At 64.0% G+C, this 18,287-nt stretch carries 17 protein-coding genes and 1 tRNA gene; 10 read left to right on the plus strand and 8 right to left on the minus strand.

From position 1 onward, the window contains the following. Positions 1-22 precede the first annotated feature (22 nt). Positions 23-418, minus strand: coding sequence for a VOC family protein (locus IVA74_RS23525; protein ID WP_247348586.1), 396 nt, complete (start codon positions 416-418; stop codon positions 23-25). Between the two features lie 141 nt (positions 419-559). Between IVA74_RS23525 and IVA74_RS23530 the strand changes: the two genes are divergently transcribed. Next, positions 560-636: transfer RNA gene (locus IVA74_RS23530), tRNA-Arg, on the plus strand. Between the two features lie 127 nt (positions 637-763). Next, positions 764-1,903 (plus strand): amidohydrolase/deacetylase family metallohydrolase, encoded by a 1,140-nt coding sequence (locus tag IVA74_RS23535; protein ID WP_247348588.1) that lies wholly within the window; start codon positions 764-766, stop codon positions 1,901-1,903. Between the two features lie 20 nt (positions 1,904-1,923). Here IVA74_RS23535 and IVA74_RS23540 read toward each other — a convergent pair whose 3' ends face one another. Next, positions 1,924-3,534, minus strand: a complete 1,611-nt coding sequence (locus IVA74_RS23540) for an ABC transporter substrate-binding protein (protein ID WP_247348590.1) — start codon at positions 3,532-3,534, stop codon at positions 1,924-1,926. A 278-nt stretch (positions 3,535-3,812) separates the two neighbouring features. Further along, positions 3,813-4,958: an acyl-CoA dehydrogenase family protein gene (locus tag IVA74_RS23545; RefSeq protein ID WP_247348717.1), complete on the minus strand. Its 1,146-nt coding sequence runs from the start codon at positions 4,956-4,958 to the stop codon at positions 3,813-3,815. A gap of 126 nt (positions 4,959-5,084) precedes the next feature. On the opposite strand from IVA74_RS23545, the gene IVA74_RS23550 reads away from it, so the two are divergent. Further along, positions 5,085-5,762: an alpha/beta family hydrolase gene (locus IVA74_RS23550; RefSeq protein ID WP_247348592.1), complete on the plus strand. Its 678-nt coding sequence runs from the start codon at positions 5,085-5,087 to the stop codon at positions 5,760-5,762. Positions 5,763-5,765: 3 nt separating this feature from the next. Here the strand turns inward: IVA74_RS23550 and IVA74_RS23555 are convergent, their stop codons facing one another. Further along, entirely contained in the window at positions 5,766-6,740 is a 975-nt protein-coding gene (locus tag IVA74_RS23555; RefSeq protein WP_247348593.1) for a ketopantoate reductase family protein, read from the minus strand. Between the two features lie 160 nt (positions 6,741-6,900). Between IVA74_RS23555 and IVA74_RS23560 the strand changes: the two genes are divergently transcribed. Next, entirely contained in the window at positions 6,901-7,704 is an 804-nt protein-coding gene (locus IVA74_RS23560) for an enoyl-CoA hydratase-related protein (RefSeq protein ID WP_247348594.1), read from the plus strand. 130 nt (positions 7,705-7,834) lie between these two features. Here IVA74_RS23560 and IVA74_RS23565 read toward each other — a convergent pair whose 3' ends face one another. Beyond that, complete coding sequence (locus tag IVA74_RS23565) at positions 7,835-8,719, minus strand: LysR family transcriptional regulator (protein WP_247348595.1); 885 nt, start codon at positions 8,717-8,719, stop codon at positions 7,835-7,837. A gap of 113 nt (positions 8,720-8,832) precedes the next feature. Here IVA74_RS23565 and IVA74_RS23570 point away from each other — a divergent pair, with 113 nt between their 5' ends. The 4 genes from IVA74_RS23570 to IVA74_RS23585 all read left to right on the plus strand — a co-directional run bounded on the left by IVA74_RS23570 (position 8,833) and on the right by IVA74_RS23585 (position 13,005). Further along, positions 8,833-10,197: an FAD-dependent oxidoreductase gene (locus IVA74_RS23570; protein WP_247348596.1), complete on the plus strand. Its 1,365-nt coding sequence runs from the start codon at positions 8,833-8,835 to the stop codon at positions 10,195-10,197. A 54-nt stretch (positions 10,198-10,251) separates the two neighbouring features. Next, on the plus strand, positions 10,252-11,256 hold the full coding sequence (locus IVA74_RS23575) for an ABC transporter substrate-binding protein (protein WP_247348597.1): 1,005 nt from the start codon (positions 10,252-10,254) through the stop codon (positions 11,254-11,256). A gap of 158 nt (positions 11,257-11,414) precedes the next feature. Beyond that, the gene (locus tag IVA74_RS23580; RefSeq protein WP_247348598.1) at positions 11,415-12,188 is read left to right on the plus strand and encodes an ABC transporter ATP-binding protein; all 774 of its coding nucleotides are present in this window, start codon (positions 11,415-11,417) and stop codon (positions 12,186-12,188) included. After that, positions 12,181-13,005, plus strand: coding sequence for an ABC transporter permease (locus IVA74_RS23585; RefSeq protein ID WP_247348599.1), 825 nt, complete (start codon positions 12,181-12,183; stop codon positions 13,003-13,005). Before IVA74_RS23580 ends, IVA74_RS23585 begins: the two co-directional genes overlap by 8 nt. Before the next feature lie 28 nt (positions 13,006-13,033). On the opposite strand, the gene gtdA is transcribed toward IVA74_RS23585, so the two are convergent. Then, positions 13,034-14,074 (minus strand): gentisate 1,2-dioxygenase, encoded by a 1,041-nt coding sequence (gtdA, locus tag IVA74_RS23590; RefSeq protein WP_247348600.1) that lies wholly within the window; start codon positions 14,072-14,074, stop codon positions 13,034-13,036. Positions 14,075-14,164: 90 nt separating this feature from the next. Here gtdA and maiA point away from each other — a divergent pair, with 90 nt between their 5' ends. After that, the gene (gene maiA / locus IVA74_RS23595) at positions 14,165-14,797 is read left to right on the plus strand and encodes a maleylacetoacetate isomerase (RefSeq protein ID WP_247348601.1); all 633 of its coding nucleotides are present in this window, start codon (positions 14,165-14,167) and stop codon (positions 14,795-14,797) included. Continuing rightward, positions 14,787-15,296: a MarR family transcriptional regulator gene (locus tag IVA74_RS23600; protein ID WP_247348603.1), complete on the plus strand. Its 510-nt coding sequence runs from the start codon at positions 14,787-14,789 to the stop codon at positions 15,294-15,296. Before maiA ends, IVA74_RS23600 begins: the two co-directional genes overlap by 11 nt. A gap of 79 nt (positions 15,297-15,375) precedes the next feature. Here IVA74_RS23600 and IVA74_RS23605 read toward each other — a convergent pair whose 3' ends face one another. Both IVA74_RS23605 and IVA74_RS23610 read right to left on the minus strand, forming a co-directional pair. Continuing rightward, positions 15,376-16,989 carry a benzoate-CoA ligase family protein gene (locus IVA74_RS23605; protein WP_247348605.1) on the minus strand — a complete coding sequence of 538 codons (1,614 nt, stop codon included), beginning with the start codon at positions 16,987-16,989 and terminating at the stop codon, positions 15,376-15,378. Next, positions 16,986-18,125: an FAD-dependent monooxygenase gene (locus IVA74_RS23610; protein WP_247348608.1), complete on the minus strand. Its 1,140-nt coding sequence runs from the start codon at positions 18,123-18,125 to the stop codon at positions 16,986-16,988. The genes IVA74_RS23605 and IVA74_RS23610 overlap by 4 nt, the downstream gene beginning before the upstream one ends. Between the last annotated feature and the right edge of the window lie 162 nt (positions 18,126-18,287).

Genomic DNA, 18,287 nt, shown 5'->3' on the forward strand with positions numbered 1-18,287 from the left:
TGCCACGGCGGCTGAGACGGCGCTACTCGCGAGTTGGGAACGTCAGCGGATGTGACTTATGCGGTCCGGACAACGGTCGCGCGAAACTGAGCTCATGGCCGTCGGGGTCGGTGAGATGGAAGTAGCGCTCACCCCATTCTGCATCGCGCGGCGCGGTCGACGGCTGCCATCCGGCGCCGCGTGCGCGCGCGTAGACCCCGTCGACATCGGCGACGTAGAAGATGACGCGGCCCCACCAGGACCAGCGCTTGTCTTCCGGCTGCGCAGTCAAGTTGAGATAGCCGGTGCCGGCGCGAAAGCTTGTGAATGCAGCGGCCTCGCCGCCATATAGCAGTTCGAACCCCAGCGAACGATAGAACTGCACGGCGCGCCCCATGTCATGCGTGCCGAGCGTGATGGCGCTGATGCTTTCGATCATGTGGGCTACTCCGCCGAGTGGGATCTGGAGGCGATCGTACAGCCGTCCCGTTCAGGTTGACGATGATCTGGCCCGCCTTGCGGCTGGCGAACCGCATCCTGCTCTGCTATGAGGGGGCCGAACCCGTCCCGCGGGTTCCGCGGTCCCGTAGCTCAGCCGGATAGAGCGACGGTTTCCTAAACCGTAGGTCGGAAGTTCGAGTCTTCCCGGGATCGCCAGTCTCTCAATGAGCAATCGCTGCGTTTGCCACGCTCGTCGGCGCAAAAATTGCTAGAAGCGCGAAGCTTCCTTCCTTGCCCGGGGCTGACTTGCCGGTCCCGCCTCACTGCCATATCTGGAGATACGATGTCTTTCGATTTGATCCTGCGCGGCGGACGCGTCGTTGACCCCTCGCAAAAGCTCGACGCCGTGATGGACGTGGCCTTTGCGGGCGGCAAGGTGGCGGCGGTCGGCAGCGCCCTCAAGGCGGATCCGGGCACGGATGTGCGCGACGTCTCTCGCTACATCGTGACCCCGGGGCTGATCGATCTCCACACCCATGTCTATTGGGGCGGCACTTCGCTTGGCATCGACGCCGAGGAATTCTGCCGCCTCTCCGGCGTCACCACCGCGGTCGATACCGGCAGCGCGGGGCCCGGCAATTTCGCCGGCTTCCGCAAGCACGTGATCGAGCCGAGCCAGGTTCGCATTCTCGCTTATCTGCACGTCTCGCATGCCGGCATTTTCGGCTTCTCGCACCGGATCATGGTCGGCGAGAGCGAAGAACTGCGGCTGATGAATCCGATCGAGGCGGCCAAGGTGGCTAACGAAAATCGCGATCTCATCGTCGGCATCAAGGTGCGCGTGGGCTTGCACTCCTCGGGCACGTCGGGCGTCGTGCCGCTCGATATCGCGCTCGAGGTCGCGAACGAGGTCGGCATGCCCCTGATGGCGCATATCGACCATCCGCCGCCGAGCTACGAGGAGGTACTGGCGCGCCTGCGCCCCGGCGACGTGCTCACCCATGCGTTCCGGCCCTTCCCCAACACGCCCGCGACCGCGCAGGGCACGGTGAAGCGGGCGGTGCTCGACGCCCGCGAGCGCGGCGTGCTGTTCGACATCGGCCACGGCAAGGGCTCGTTCGCGTTCAAGACCGCGCGCGCCATGCTCGCCAACGGCTTCTATCCGGACACCATCTCCTCCGACATCCATCAGCTCTGCATCGACGGCCCGGCCTTCGACCAGGTGACGACCCTGTCGAAATTCTTGTGCATGGGCATGCCGCTGTCCGACGTCATCGCAACCTCCACCGTCAACGCTGCGATGGCGCTGCGGCGTCCCGAGCTCGGCAGCCTCAAGCCGGGCAGCGTCGGCGACGCCACGCTGATCTCGGTCAAGGAAGGCCAGTTCGACTATGAGGACGTCGTCGGCGAGCACCTGATTGGCGATCGCAAGATCGTGTCCGAAGGCGTCGTCATCGGCGGCCGCTGGTGGCATCCGAACTAGAGCTTCGTGGGGCCGTCAGCCTACTCGTTCTTTTCCACATTCCAGAACATTGGCGTTGCCGGGCCGTCGATCACGCTGGTCAGTGATTTGCGCCATGCGCTCGGCGCCTGGAACTGGCCGAGCGGGATGTAGATCACCTGATCATAAGCTTCCTTCTGCACCTCGAGCGCGATCTTCTTGCGCTCCTCGGGCGAGGTCGCGCGGGCAAAGGAATCGCGCAACTCCTCGAGCTTGGGGTCCTCGGACCAGCCGTACCAGCCACCACTCGTGCCCTTGCCGCCCATCGGGACGTTGACCAGCGGGTTCAAGGAGTCGGCGGCGCCCTGGTAGGTGAAGAACATGTTCCAGCCGCCTTCCTTCGGCGACTTCTGGTTGGCGCGGCGGGTGACCAAGGTCTGCCAGTCCATCGCCTGAAGGTCGACCTTGAAGCCGGCCTCGCGCAGCAGCTGTGCGACCACGATCGGCTGCGCTTTCAGCAGGATCTGGTCGCCTGGCGCCAAGATCACCACGGGCGTGCCGTCATAGCCGGACTCGGCCAACGCCTTCTTCGCGTCCGCCATGCCGTTGCCCTTGATCAGGGTCTCGCCGCCGGCGTCGCTGGCCAGCGGCGTATCGCAGATGAAGAATGCGCCGCAGAACTTATAGTATTTGGGATTGCCGATCTGGGCGTCGAGCACGTCCTTCTGGTTGATCGCGAGCAGCGCGGCGCGGCGGATCTTCACATTGTCGAACGGCGGATGCAGGAAGTTCATCCGGCCGAACGACTGGAAGCCAAATTTGTTCAGGATGGAAACAGTGATGTCCGGATTGGACTCGAGCGTGGGCAGCATGTCGAACGGCGGCGTTTCGACGAAATCGACATCGCCGGACTGCAGCGCGTTGAGCGCGGTCTGCGCATCCGGCATCGTGATCCACTCGACGCGGTCGACCTTGACCACCTTGCCGCCCGATGTCCATTCGGCCGGCTCCTTGCGCGGCACATAGTCGGTATTCTTTTCGTAGATGGCTTTCACGCCAGGCTGGAATTCGCTCGCGACGAACTTGAATGGGCCGGAGCCGATCTGCTCCGGAATCTGCTTGGTGATCGGGGTCTCGGCCAACCGCTTCGGCATCATGAAGGCGACGACGGCCGACGGCTTGGCGATCGTCTCCAGTACCAGGCCATAGGGCTCCTTCAGCTTGAGCACGATCGTCTTGGCGTCCGTTGCCTCGATACCCGAAGTGAAGTCCATCAACTTGCGTGCCATGCCGTCGACGCTCGTGCCCCAACGCTTCAGCGAGGCGACGCAATCCTCCGCCGTCACCGGCGCTCCGTCATGCCATTTCAGGCCGTCGCGCAAGGTGAAGGTATAGGTCAGCTTGTCCGCGGACACCGTCCAGTCGGCCATCTGCGGCCGCACCTTGAAGCTGGGATCGATGCCGAGCAGCGTGTCGTAGACCATATAGCCATGGTCGCGGGTAATGATGGCTGTCGTGAAGCCGGGATCGGTGACGCGAAGGTCCGATTGCATCACCGCAATGAGGGTCTTGGGGCCGGCAGCGGCTGGTGCCGGTGACATCCATGCGGTGGAAAGGGCAGACGATGCAACAGCAGCAAGCTGGAGGAGTTTCCGGCGCGAGACGTGAACCATTCGCTTGTCTCCTGACGGGACGAAAACGAAACCAGATGGTTGTTGCCCGTCACACGCAGCGTAAGGTCTGGTGCCGCATCTTGCAATGACGGGTTGTCTCGTAAATTTGAACTCGTTGCGATCGAGCGGGATACGTTATGTCCGGGCAGGTCATTTTCGAGGGCAAGCTGTTCGCGGTTTATCCGAGCCGCAAATATCTCTCCGCGAAGGTGCGGACTTCGTCGTGGCCGACGAGCGGATCAAGTAGCCGCTCACAGCGACCTGATTACAGCGACCGACTACAACGATCTGGCGATCAATAGCTTCATGATCTCGTTGGTGCCGCCATAGATCTTCTGGATGCGGGAATCGATGAAGATGCGCGAGATCGGGTATTCCTGCATGTAGCCGTAGCCGCCGAACAGCTGCAGGCATTCGTCGGCAGTCTCGACCTGCTTCTCCGAACACCAGTATTTCGCCATCGACGCCGTGACAGTGTCGAGATCCTTTGCGACCAGGCGCTCGATGCACCAGTCGACAAAGACGCGCGCTATCATCGCTTCGGTCTTGCGCTCGGCGAGCTTGAAGGCGGTGTTCTGGAACTCCATCAGCGGCTTGCCGAACGCTTTCCGCTCCTTGGTGTAATCGACGGTGAGTTTTATCGCACGCTCCATCGCGGCGACTGCGCCGACCGCGAGTGCGAGGCGTTCCTGCGGCAATTGCTGCATCAACTGGACAAAGCCCTGGCCTTCTTCGCCGCCGAGCAGGTTTTCCGGCGGCACGGTGACGTTGTCGAAGAACAGCTCGGACGTGTCGGAGGCATGCAGGCCGATCTTGTCGAGGTTGCGCCCGCGCTTGTAACCATCCGCGCCCGCGGTCTCGACCACGATCAGCGAGATGCCCTTGGCGCCGACATCGCCGGTGCGCGCGACCACGACGACGAGATCGGCGGCCTGGCCGTTGGTAATAAAAGTCTTTTGGCCGTTGATGACGTAGGAATTGCCCTGCTTCCTGGCGGTGGTCTTCACGGCTTGCAAATCCGAGCCGGTGCCGGGCTCGGTCATGGCGATGGCGCCGATCATCTCGCCGGAAGCCATCTTCGGCAGCCAGCGCTTCTTCTGCTCCTCGGATCCGTAATTGAGGATGTAGTGCGCGACGATGGCGCTATGCACGGAGACGCCGGTCGTCAGCTCCGGCACCGTGCTTTCGAGGTCGTCGAGCACGGCGGCATCATAGGCGAAGGTGGCACCCAGGCCGCCATATTCCTCCGGCACGCTCGCCAGCAGCGCGCCCATCTCGCCGAGCCCGCGCCAGGCAAAGCGGTCGACCATCTTCTGCTCGCGCCATTTTTCGGCATGCGGGGCCAGGTCCTTGGCCAGATATTTCCGGAACTGGTCGCGGAAGATTTCGAGCTCTTCGGTCATCCAGGAGGAGCGGTAGGACATGGTCACCTCGGTCAATGCGGCTTTCCGGCTTGGTAGGCCGGGCGGCCGTGGCAATTATTGTGTTTTCAGGCTGCGCCGGTGACGCTACCAAGGCGGCCGGATTAGCGTCTGTCGGGATGTCTGATTGTGGCTGTCAAAACTCAAGAGCTCAAGCTCGACATCGAGCGCATCGGCACGGTCTCGGCGATCCTGACGCAGCCGGACAATGCGCGCGCCTGTTACGTGCTGGCCCATGGTGCGGGCGCGGATATGCGGCATTCCTTCATGGAGAAAGTCGCCGCCGGCCTTGCCGACCGCGGCATTGCGACGTTCCGCTTCAATTTTCCTTACATGGAGAAGAAACAGGGGCGTCCCGACCAGCCGGCGGTCGCGCACGCCACCGTCCGCGCGGCGGTCGAGCAGGCGGCGGGGCTGTGCCCCGGCGTGACGCTCGTCGCGGGTGGAAAATCGTTCGGCGGGCGCATGACGTCGCAGGCGCAATCGAAGGCTCCATTGCCTGATGTCAAAGGGCTCGCCTTCCTCGGCTTCCCCCTGCACCCCGACGGCAAGCCGTCAACCGAGCGTGCCGACCATCTCGCCGGCATCGCAATTCCCATGCTGTTCCTGCAAGGCACGCGCGACAAGCTTGCCGATCCTGGCCATCTCAAGCCCGTCATCAAGGCGCTCAGCCCAAACGCGACGCTGCATGAGGTCGAAGGCGGCGATCACTCCTTCGCGATGCTGAAAAAGTCCGGCCGCAGCAACGATGAGGCGCTTGCAGAGGTGCTTGATACACTCGCGGCCTGGATCGACGAGCTCGCCTGAAGCTCACGCCGAATAAAGTCCCTTGTCGCGCGCCTTCTGGATCGCGAGCGCAGCGATCAGGTCAAGCGTCGGCGTCGACAGGCCGGCGGTGCGTGCGAAGGCGGCGGGCGCTTTCACCAGGACGTCGATCTCCATGGCGCGGCCGAGCTCGTAATCCTGCAGCAGCGACGGCTTGTGATTGGGTGCGGGGCCGCTGCGGCTCACGCGCTTGACCTCGGGAATGAAGTGTTGCGCGATATCGTTGGCCTCGTTCAGCATCCGCGGAATGACCTCGGCGAACGCAGGATCGTCGCGCACGCCGCGCGCAGTCTGACCGGTGAGGAGGCACAGCACCGACAGCGACATATTGGTCAGCAGCTTTGACCAGATCGCCTCGCGAATATCGGCGACCGCCGGCGATTCCAGCCGTGCGTCGCTGAAGACGCCGCGGAGCGTCGTGATGCGCTCGCAATTGCGGTCGTCGCATTCGCCGATCAGCAGGCGGTTGCGGTCCGGGGTGAGGTTGTGCACCACGCCGGGCGCGGTCACCTCGTTGGAGGAGAAGACGACGCCGCCGACGATCCGCTCTTTCGGAATGCAGGCGCGCAAGCGCCCGCCGGGGTCAAGAAAGGAAATGTCGGGCGGTGTCGGATGCCGCGGCGGAAGGCCGATCCCGTACCACCAGGGAATGCCGTTCTGCGCAAAAACGATCGCGGTGTCGTCCTGAAGCAGCGGCTTGATGCTGGCGACCAGCCCCTGGAGCGCGGTTGCCTTGAGCGTCGAGATCACGACGTCCTGGGGGCCGAGCTGGGCCGGATCGCCAGAGGCGTTCACCTTGGCGGAGACCTCGGAATCGCCGACGCGCAGCTTGAGGCCATTGGCGCGGACCGCCTCCAGATGGGCGCCGCGCATCACGCACGAGACCTCATGGCCAGCGCGCGCCAGCCTGACCGCGATATGGCTGCCGACGGCGCCCGCGCCGAAAATGCAGATGCGCATGGTGTGATGTCCCGTCCCTGGTCCCTTGAATGCCGCCCGGCGGCAGCATGACACAAGCCGCCATGCGATGGACGCGGCTGCCCTACGCCGGAAAGATATGGATCGGAACGAGCGGCGTCGGTCATAGTGCAGGGCAAACAAACGACCGGAGGGATCGCCAATGACTGACAGCCCCGTCCTGTGGACCCTGGATACGCGTGGGGTTGCGACCGTCACGTTGAACCGGCCCGAGGTGAACAATGCCTATGACGGCGCATTGATCGCAGGTGTGCTTGCGGCCATGGACGATCTCGGCAGCAAGCCCAACCTTCGCGTCGTGGTGCTCCGGGGCAATGGCAAGCATTTCCAGGCCGGCGCCGATCTCAAATGGATCAACGGCGTGCGGCCGCAATCGACTGATGCGAACAAGGCGGCGTCGCGTGCGACTTTCGAGGCTGTGCAGCGGCTCAACACGCTGCCGATCCCGACGGTCGCGCTGGTGCAGGGCGGCTGCTTTGGCGGCGGTACTGGCGTGATCGCAGCTTGCGACGTCGTGATCGCGGCGGACAACGCCTTGTTCTCGATCACCGAGGTGCGCTGGGGCCTGACCGCGGCCATCATCATCCCACAGCTCTGCGATGCCATTGGTGTACGGCAAGTCCGCCGCTACGCATTGACAGGCGAACGCTTCGGCGCCGAGGACGCCCGCCGCATCGGCCTCGTCCACGAGGTGGTGCCGCTCGCCGATCTCGACGCCGCCGGCGCAAGGGTGGTCGAGCAGTTGCTTGCCAATGGACCTGAAGCGATGGCCGAGACCAAGCGGCTGGCGCTCGAGAGCTCGTTCGGCGGCATGGCGGTGGACGACGCGGCCTACACGCGGCTCGTGCACCTGCATTCGCTGAAGCGACAGAGCGCGGAAGCCGCGGAGGGACTGGCCTCGTTCGCGGAGAAGCGGGCGGGGAATTGGGGCGGCGGAACGAGGTGAGCTCAGCAGCCACGGCAGATGCTGTGGATGTGGGATGTAGGCCTGATGAGCGAAGCGACATCCGGGAATGCCAAAAGGGACCCGCATATCGCTCATACGCGCTACGGCCTCGCGCACTTGGCGCAACTTCTCATAACGACGTCGCGAGGGACGTTTTTAGCAGTGTGAGCAGCGCCTGCACCGCGGCCGCATTGCGCCGCCGCTCGGGGATTGCGGCCTTCACCCACAATTCCGGGATCGGAAAGTCGCGCAGCACCGGTTTGAGCGTGCCGTCGCGTAACGCGTCCGCGACGAGATAATGCGACATCAACGCGATGCCGTTGCCCGCGATCGCGCTGCGCGCCAGCACATGGCCCTCGTTGGAGGAGAGCAGCGGGCTGACCTGGATGCTGATGCGGCCGCGCGGGCCGTCAAAAATCCACTCCGGCCCCGTCGGCAGAAAGCTGAGGCAGCGATGCTCGACGAGATCGCGCGGATGCTTTGGCGTTCCGTGTTTCTTCAGATAGGCAGGTGAAGCACAGAGCAGCCGCTTCAGTGCACACAAGGGCTCGTCCACTACGCCGCCGAAGGAGTGCGGGAAGGCGCCGATGGCGATATCGAAGCCTTCCGTCACCGGATCGACGGGACGGTCGATCAGGACGATTTCGAGTTTCAGCTTCGGGTTTTGGGTCTGGAACGCGCTGAACACATCGGCAAGCCGGGCGATGGTCAGCGATGTCGGTGCCTTGATACGCAAATGATCGATAAGATCATGGCCCTTCTCGCCCATGCGCGACAGGAGATCGCCGACATCGGCGACCACGCTGCGCGCCCGGTGGACATATTCTTGGCCGGCCGCGGTCAGGCGCAATTGACGCGTCGAGCGATGAAACAGCGGCGTGCCGATCCGCGTCTCCAATTGGGTGACCCGCTTCGCGACCACCGAAGTCGCGACATTGAGCTTTCTTGCCGCGGCGGAAAATCCGGCCGCGTCCGCGGTGGCGAGGAACGCCTGAAGGTTTACCAGGATGTCCATCTCCGGCCTTTCGCGATTCGAGAAGGGTGATCGCTTATTTTGGTAGATTGTAGCCCGGCCCGCGTTAATTCATAGTCCGGCCCAAGCAAGAGATTTTGGGAGCAGGATGCGCCATGCAGGTCATGACGATCGAAGAACCGGCACGCCAGGTGCCGCTCTACGGCGAATATGAAGTGGTCGTGCTCGGCGGCGGTCCGGCCGGCATCGTCGCGGCGGCATCAGCGGCGCGCGTGGGGCGGAAGACGCTCTTGATCGAGCGCTACGGCTTCCTTGGCGGCATGGGCACCGCCGCAGGCGTCACCAACTTTTGTGGTTTGCACGGCAATGTCTACGGCCAGGCCCACAGGCTGGTGCAGGGCATGGCGTCCGAGCTGCTGGCGCGGATCGATCATTTGAACGGCCTCAACGCGCCGCATCTCATTCTCGGCAAGGTCTTCGCCCAGGCCTATGACACCGCCGCCTACAAGATCGCGGCCGACCAACTGCTCGCCAGCCACAAGGTGCACATCCTCTTCCACGCGCTTGGCGCCGGCGTGGTGATGGGCGATAACAGCCGCATCGACGCGCTGATGGTCGAGACCAAGGCGGGCCGGCAGGCGGTGCGATCAGAGATTTTCATTGATTGCTCGGGGGACGGCGATCTCGCGGTCTGGGCCGGCGCGCCGTTCGAATTCGGCGACGAGCACGGCCATCCGATGTACCCCTCGATGATGCTCCGTCTCAACGGCATCGATCCAGAGAAGGCGGGCGAGGCATGGCGGACCATCCCGCAATTGATGGAGAAGGCCACCGCCGCCGGCACGCACACATTCCCGCGCAAAAGCGCGATCGTGCGGCCGCAAAAATCCGGCATCGAATGGCGGGTGAACTTTACGCAAGTGGCGCGGGAGGACGGCCACGCCATCAACGGCATCGAGCCTGATGACCTTACCCGCGGCGAGATCGAAGGCCGCAAGCAGGCGCTCGCCGCCTTCGAATTCCTGCGCACCGTGCCGGGCTTTGAAAAATCCTATATCGTCGATTTGCCGCCGCAGCTCGGCATCCGCGAGACCCGCCGCATCACCGGCGGCTACCAGCTCAGCGGCGAGGACGTGCTCGGCTGCGCCTCGTTCGAGGATTCCATCGGCGTCAACGGCTGGCCGATCGAGGCCCATGTTCCCGGCGACGTCGTCTTCACCTTCCCGCCAATCCCGGAATCGCGCGGCTATAACGAGTTACCTTACCGCATGCTGGTGCCCGAAGGTGTCGACAATCTGCTGGTCGCCGGCCGCTGCGCCTCGATGACCCATGAGGGCCAGTCCGCGGCCCGCGTCTCCGGTGCCTGTTTCGTGATGGGGGAGGCAGCCGGTTCCGCCGCGGCGCTGGCGCTGTCCGGAAACCGGATCCCGCGTGACATCCCGGTTGAAAAGCTGCAGGAAACGTTGAAACAACAGGGCGCCTTCATCGGCCGGGACCAGCCCGTGCCCGAAGGGCTCTGACGGGCTGCAAAAACGACCAAGAGAACCACCAAAAGAACCACTGGAGGAAACGGGATGATCGGGATTGTGCGGCTCGCGCTAGCTAGCCTGGTGGCGATCACAGCGATGGGCACGGTCCGGGCCGAGGACGCGCTTAAGGCCAGAATCGGCGTGCTCCGCCTGTCGTCCTCCGCGCCCGTCTTCATCGCGCAGGACAAGGGCTATTTCCGCGAAGCCGGCCTCGACGTCGAGCTGAAATTCTTCGATGCGGCGCAGCCGATCGCGGTGGCCACCACCTCCGGCGACATCGATTTCGGCGTCACCGCCTTCACGGCTGGTCTCTACAATCTCGCCGGCAAGGGCGTGGTGAAGGTGATCGGCGGCATGAGCCGCGAGAAGGCCGGCTATCCCCTCATCGGCTATTTCGCCAGCAACAACGCCTATGCCGCCGGGCTGAAGACGCCGAAGGATCTCGCGGGCAAGCGCGTGGCGATGACGCAGGTCGGCTCGAGCTTTCACTATTCGCTCGGCCTGCTCGCTGACAAATATGGTTTCAAGCTCGCGGAGGTGAAGATCGTGCCGCTGCAATCGCTCTCGAATGCCGCGGCCGCGCTGAAGGGCGAGACTGTGGATGCAGCACTGCTGCCGATCTCCACCGCGCGAAAGCTGATGGACGAAGGCGGCGCGAAGTTTCTCGGCTGGGTCGGCGACGAGACACCCTGGCAATTGGGCGCGGTGTTCGCTTCGCCGAAGACGCTGACCAACAAGGTGCTGGTGACGAAGCTGCTCGGCGCTTTGGCAAAGGCCGATCGCGAATATCACGACGTCATTCTTGCCGCGATGAAGGACGGCGTCGCGCCGATCAACGAGCAGACAAAGCCGCTGCTGGAGATCATCGCAAAGTACACCAATTTGCCGGTGGAGCAGGTGGTCGGCAATTGCGCCTTTATCGATCCCGACGGCAAGCTCGACGTCAAGAACGTCGACAACCAGATCAAATGGCTCCAGGAGCGGGGCTTTGCCGACAAGGGCTTTGATGCGAATTCGATCATCGCCAAGGACTTTGTGAAGGCGGATTGATTGATGCGCGCGCTGTTCCAAACCCGTCATCCTGAGGTGCTCGCGAAGCGAGCCTCGAAGGATGCACGGCCCGGATGCAGCCGGGCCGTCGCCCTTCGAGGCCTCCGCTTCGCTCCGGCACCTCAGGGTGGTGAAGGAACGAGGACGGGGAGTTTCCCATGGACCTGATCGCCAACCACATCACCCATCGCTTCGCCGATCTCGCCGTGCTCGACGACGTCTCGTTCACCGTCAGCGCCGGAGAGGTGGTGGCGATCGTGGGGCCCTCGGGCTGCGGCAAGAGCACGCTACTGTCGATCCTCGGTGGGCTGTTGCTGCCGACCTCCGGCGCGCCCGAGCTGCGCGGCGCGCCGCCGGCGGACAGTCTCAATCCGCTCACCTTCGTATTCCAGGATTTCGCGCTGCTCCCCTGGGCCAATGTGGAGGAGAACGTCGAATTTCCGCTGCTGCACACCCAGGTCTCGGCCGCACAGCGCCGCGCGCTGGTCGACGATGCCTTGCGCCGCACCGGCCTGACCGATTTTCGCAAGGCCTATCCAAAACAGCTTTCAGGCGGCATGCGCCAGCGCGTCGGCATCTCGCGTGCGCTTGCGGTCAGGCCTGCCATTCTCCTGATGGACGAGCCGTTGTCGGCGCTGGATTCGCAGACCCGTGAACTGCTGATGGAGGATTTCGTCCGGCTGCTCGCCGATGGCGGCATGGGCGCGGTCTATGTCACCCATAATCTCGAAGAGGCGGCGCGGCTTGCCGACCGCATCGTGGTGCTGTCGCGGCGTCCCGGCCGCATTCGCGAGGTCGTGAGCGTGCCGATGACGCGCGCCGAACGCGGCGAAATTGCAGCCCGTGAAAAGCTGCTCGCGCTTCAGAACCAGATCTGGTCGCTGATCCGCAACGAGGCGATCGATGCCGAGCGCGAGGTCCAGCATGCTTGATCGCGCTCCGGCGGGAACATCTGCGAAGGATGAACTGGTCCGACGCGTCCGCTTTCGCGGCGCCGGCTTCGTGCCGGCGAGCAGCCGTTTCGGCGGCTGGATCGCGCTCGCGCTGGTCATTGCGATCTGGCAGGCTGCCGGCAGCACCGGTCTCGTCAATCCGCTGTTCCTGCCGGCGCCGTCGGCGATCGCGCGGGCGATCTACCAGCTCGCGATCTCGGGCGCGCTGTGGCAGCATCTGTCCGCCTCGCTGCTGCGCATCGGTGTCGGCTGGCTGCTCGGCACGGCGGCCGGTGTCGCCGTCGGCTTTGCCATCGGTCTGTCGCGGCTGGCGCGCAGCGTCGGCATTACTTTCATCTCGGCGCTGTTTCCGATCCCGAAGATCGCGCTGTTGCCGCTGTTGATTCTCTGGCTCGGCATCGGCGAAGAGCCGAAGATCGCGACCATTGCGCTCGGCGTGTTCTTCTCGACTGCAATCTCGGTCTATAGCGGCGTCGATGCAGTGCCGCGCAACCTCATCCGCATGGCGCAGAGCTTCAACGTGCCGTTCGCGACCATCGTGCGCAAGGTGGTGTGGCCCGGTGCACTGCCCGCGATCCTCGCCGGCTTCCGCATCACGTCGTCGGTGGCGCTGCTGCTCGTCGTCAGCGCCGAGATGATCGGCGCACAGTACGGCATCGGCGCGTTCGTGTTGCAGGCCGGCAATCTGATGCAGACGGATCAGCTCTTGGCGGGTGTGGTGATCCTGTCGGTGTTTGGGTTGATGGTGGGCAGGGTGATCAACTGGCTGGAGACGCGGCTGCTGCACTGGCGGTAGCTGCAATGGCCGCAGCCCTACGAGGACCTCACGCGTTCCCGCGATCCTCGCGAAACAAGTCCAGCTTCTGCTGCACGGGTCGATCCGAGAAGCTGAACAGCACCGCATCCATGTCAGCTTCGTGCGTGACCCACTGCCAGCTCGGCACCACGAACAAATCGCGCGGGCCCCATTCGAAGATCGCATCGCCGATGCGCGTGCGGCCATGGCCTTCGATCGGACAGAACACCGTCGCGTCGGTCGAGCGATAGCGCGCGGACTTGAAACCCTTCGGCAGCAGCTGGATGAACGTGCCGATGGTCGGCATCGCGAAATCGCCGGTTTCGGGGTTGCTGAACTTCAGCTTCAGCCCGTGACATGCGTCCCACTCCTGGCTCGTGCGAGCCTTTTCCAGTGCCTCCCGCGTGTAGGCGTAGGGGTAACTGAAGATCGGCGAGGTCTTCGAGCTCCGTTTCACGTCGACCGGCAGCAGATTGTGGCCGTAGCGCGCAAAGCTGTCGCCGGCGGGCCGCGTGATCTTCTGCTGATCCTCCTTGGAGCCTTCCGCGAAAGAGCAATCGAAGAACTGCACCAGGGGAATATCGAGGCCGTCGAGCCAGAACATCGGCTCGTCCGTCTCGTTGGAATGATCGTGCCAGGTCATCGACGGCGTGATGATGAAGTCGCCGGGCTCCATCGCAGTGCGCTCGCCGTCGACCGCAGTGTGGGCGCCCTTGCCTTCGAGCACGAAGCGCAGCGCCGACTGGCTGTGCCGGTGCGCGGGCGCGACGTCGCCGGGCACCACCATCTGCACGCCGGCATAGAGCGACGTCGTGATTTTCGATTGCCCGCGCAGGCCGGGGTTCTCCAGCACCAGCACACGCCGCTCGGCCTCTTTTGCGGTGATCAGCTTGCCGGCTTCGGTCATGTAGTCGCGGATGATGTCGAACTTCCACAGATGCGGCCGGCAGGGGCTCTTCGGCTCCGGCGTGATCAAATCGCTCATCACCGTCCACAACGCGGTGAGATTCTCGCCGTCGATCTTTTTGTAGAACGCCTCGCGTTCCGGCGTCTTGGTCACGGCTTCCATGGTGCGGCTCCCGTTCGTTTTGTTGATTGACAGTATACTTACGGTCTAGGTAGCGTCAACTTGACGAAAAGGAACGAGAGGGAGGTCTCGATGAAGCTGCACGGATATTTTCGCTCCAGCGCCGCCTACCGGGTGCGGATCGCGCTGAACCTCAAGGGTCTCGGTGCCGAGCACCTGCCGCATCACCTTCGCAAAGGCGAGCAATGTGCGCCGGCCTATCTCGCGATCAATCCGCAGGGCCTGGTGCCCGCGTTGGAGAATGATGCGGGTGCAGTGCTGACCCAATCGGTCGCCATCATCGAATGGCTCGACGAAACCCATCCTCATCCGCCGCTGCTGCCGAAGGATATTTTGCAGCGCGCCAAGGTAAGGGCATTCGCGCTGGCCATCGCCTGCGACACTCATCCGGTGCAGAATTTGAAGGTGCTGGCGCGGCTGCGCGAGCTTGGGCTGCCGGAGGAGAAGGTTCAGGACTGGGCGGCGTGGATCAACCGCGAGGGGCTCTCGGCCTGCGAAACGCTGATCAGGGCCGAGCCGGGGCCGTTCTGCTTCGGCGATGTGCCGACGCTCGCCGATCTCTGCCTCGTGCCGCAGCTTGCCAACGCCCGCCGCTTCGGTGTCGATGTCACAGCCTATCCGCGTTTGCTCGAGGCGGAAGCCGCCGCAAAGGCGCTGCCGGCGTTCGCGAACGCCGCGCCTGAGAAGCAGCCCGATGCCGAGTAAGCCGCCTCCGATCACGATAGACGCAGTCTATGCCGCGCCGGGCTATCTGTTCCGGCGCATGCAGCAGATCGCGGTCTCGATCTTTATGGAGGAGTGCAAGGCGTTCGACCTCACGCCGGTGCAATATGCGGCGCTGATCGCGATCCACACCCACCCCGGTATCGACGCGACGCGGCTGTCTGCGGTGATCGCCTTCGACCGCTCGACGCTCGGCAGCGTGATCGAGCGGCTTCAGGCCAAGGATTTTGTCGAGCGCAGGCCGGCGCTGGAAGACAAGCGGATCAAGCTGCTCTATTTGACCAAATCAGGCGCGGCGATCCTGCGCGAGATCTTCCCCGCCGTGGAGCGTGCGCAGGCGCGCATGCTCGAGCCGCTCAAGCCGGCCGACCGCAAGGCGCTGATGGGGCTCCTGGTGCAGCTCGTCGATCTCAACAACGAGGCGTCGCGGGTGCCGCTACGGGCGGAGGATGCGCTGGAGCATCTGGGGAAGGCGGGGTGAGGAGAGTGGTTGGGCGATACTCGTGCATCACTCACTGCCTTCGCCGGGATGACAATGAGGGAGCGGCTGCGCCGTCCCCTCACATCCGCAACAACGCCTGCCGATCGATCTTCCCCGTGCCCGTCTTCGGCAGCTCGTCGATGAAGATCACCTCGCGCGGATATTTGTAAGGCAGCAGCTTACCCTTCACATAATCCTGGAGCCGCCGTGTCGTCTCGCGCTGATCGGCGGCGCGGCTGTTCATCACCACGACCGCCTTCAGCGTCATGCGCCGGTCCGGCAGCTCGGCCGCGAACACAGCGCATTCGCGGATGTCGGGGTGATCGGCGAGGCACAGCTCGACCTCGAGCGGATAGACCCACTGGCCGGAGATCTTGATGAGATCATCGGCGCGGCCGCGGAAGAAGTGGAAGCCATCGGCATCGCGGACGAAGCGGTCGCCGGTGTAGATCCAGCCGCCCTGCCGAATCGTCTCGGCTGATTTGTCCGGCCGGTTCCAGTACAGCGGCGTGTTGGAATCGCCGCGCACCCACAAAATGCCTTCCTCGTCGTCGGCGACGTCGCGGCCGTCCTTGTCGCGCAGCGCGACCTCGTAGCCGGGCACGCGCAGGCCCGCGGCGCCGAGTTTCTTCCGCTCGGGGCGGTTGGAGAGATAGATGTGCAGCACCTCGGTCGAGCCGAGGCCTTCGAGGATATCGAGACCGGTGAGCGTCTTCCAGCCGTTGAAGACTTCGGCCGAGAGCACCTCGGCGGCTGAGAGCGCCATGCGCAGCGACGAGAAGTCGGACTTGTCGGCACCGTCGGCCTTGGTCAGCGAGGTATAGAGCGTCGGCAGGCCGAAGAAGACCGTCGGCCTGTACTGCTCGATCGCCGAAAAGATCGCCGCAGGCTTCGGCTGGCCCGGCAGCAGCAGCGTCGTCGCGCCTGCCGTGAACGGGAAGGTGATCGCGTTGCCAAAGCCATAGGCGAAGAAGATTTTTGGCACCGAGAAGCAGATGTCATCCGGCATCAGCTTCAAGACGTTCTGCGCAAAGGCGGCATCGCTATAGGCCATGTCGTGCTGGAGATGCACGATGCCCTTGGGCCGGCCGGTGGATCCGGATGAGTACATCCACAACGCCATCTCGTTGCGATGCGTGTCGGCTTCCGCGAGTTCGGCCGGAAATTGCGCGAGCCAGCCGGCGGCAGAAACGGCGTTCGGCGCGGCGTGATCGCCTACCGCGCCATTGACGACGACCAGGGTGTGCAGGGCCGTGTCCTTGCAGGCCTCGGCGTTGAAACGTGCACCGAACTCGGCATCCGCCACCGCGACAGCCGCGCCGGAATCGGCGAGATAGAATTGCAGCAGATCCGGCGGCGTCAGCGTGTTGATCAGCAGCGGAACGAAGCCGGCGCGCACTGCTCCGAAGAATGCGGCGGGATAGGCCGGAGTGTCATCGAGGAACAGCAGCACGCGATCGCCGCGCTTGAGGCCCAGCGAGGCAAAGCCGTTGCCCCAGCGGCAAGCCTCCGTGCAGAGCTCGGCATAAGTGCGCGTACCCGCGGGACCGATGAGTGCGACCTTGTCGCCGCATCCTCTCGCGAGATTGTCGAACAGCACGCGGCTGGCATTGTAGACTTGCGGAATGGCGAAGCCGATCTCGCGGGCGCCCGCGCCGTCCGCGGGCACCTGGTCGCGAATCTCGTTACTCATGCCTCATCCCCACCGTTCCTGGCGGCTTCGTAGCGCGCCATGAAGCCCGGCGACATCGCGCGCAGGCGGGAGTCGTCGATGCGGCCCGAACGGGTGATGTAGCTGTAGGCAAAGTCCATCAGGCCCTGCTGCATGTGCTGGGCAAAGTGCTCATACCAGAACGAGCTCGTCCGCGCGGCGTTGACGAGCTTCTGCACCACCGGCTTTCGCGCGGCCTGGTAGCGATGCAGGGCGGTGGACAGATGCGCGTCCGATTCCAGCGCCTTGACCAGCGCAATGGCGTCCTCGATCGCGAGCCGCGTGCCCGAGCCGATCGAGAAATGCGCCGAGTGCAGCGCGTCGCCGAGCAGCACCATGTTCTTGAACGACCAGTGTTCGTTCCAGACCCAGGGGAAATTGCGCCACACCGATTTGTTGGAGACCAGCGAGCGGCCGCCCAGGGTGTCTGCAAACACCTCCTCGCAGACGCCCTTGGACTGCTCGACGTCCCTGTAGGCGAAGCCGTAGGCCTGCCAGGTCGCGTGGTCGCATTCGACCAGGAAGGTGCTCATGGTCGGCGAGTAGCGGTAGTGGTGGGCGTTGAAGGCGCCGCGGTCGGTCTTGACGAAAGTCTGCGACAGCGTGTCGAAGCGCTTCGAGGTGCCGTACCAGACGAACTTGTTGGAGGAGTAGGACAGCGAGGTGCCGAAATCACCTTCGAAGGCACGCCGAACCAGCGAGTTCAGCCCGTCGGCGGCGACGATCAGATCGTGGCCGTTGAGCTGGTCGATCGCATGAATTGGTGTGTCGAAGCGCGGCGTGACGCCGGCATCGATCGCGCGCTGCTGGAGGAACTGCAGGAGTTCGAGCCGACCGATCGAGGAGAAGCCGACACCGTCGATGGCGACGCTGTCGCCATGCAAATTGAGCGTGATGTTCTCCCAGCTCTCCATGTGCGGCGCGATCGCGTCGACCGTCTCGGGGTCGTCGGCACGCAAAAATTCCAGCGCCTGGTCGGAGAACACGACGCCAAAGCCCCAGGTCGCGTCGGCCGGGTTCTGTTCGAACAGGTCGACCTGATCCTCGGGGTGACGCTTCTTCCAGAGATAGGCGAAGTAGAGCCCACCGGGCCCCCCGCCAATCACGGCGATCCGCAACGTCTGCCTCCCTGATTGACAGTATGCTTACTATCTAGGGGAACACTAATGTCCTCCGACGTCCTGCGCCAGCGGAATTATCGGCAAAATGCGAAGCCTATGCCCGGACACGCGCTTGGCGCGCGTCCGAAGCAGTACGTTGCGAAGCATAGCCAAACCGCG

Origin of the sequence: Bradyrhizobium sp. 132 (assembly GCF_023074185.1) — a bacterium.
Classification (GTDB): domain Bacteria; phylum Pseudomonadota; class Alphaproteobacteria; order Rhizobiales; family Xanthobacteraceae; genus Bradyrhizobium.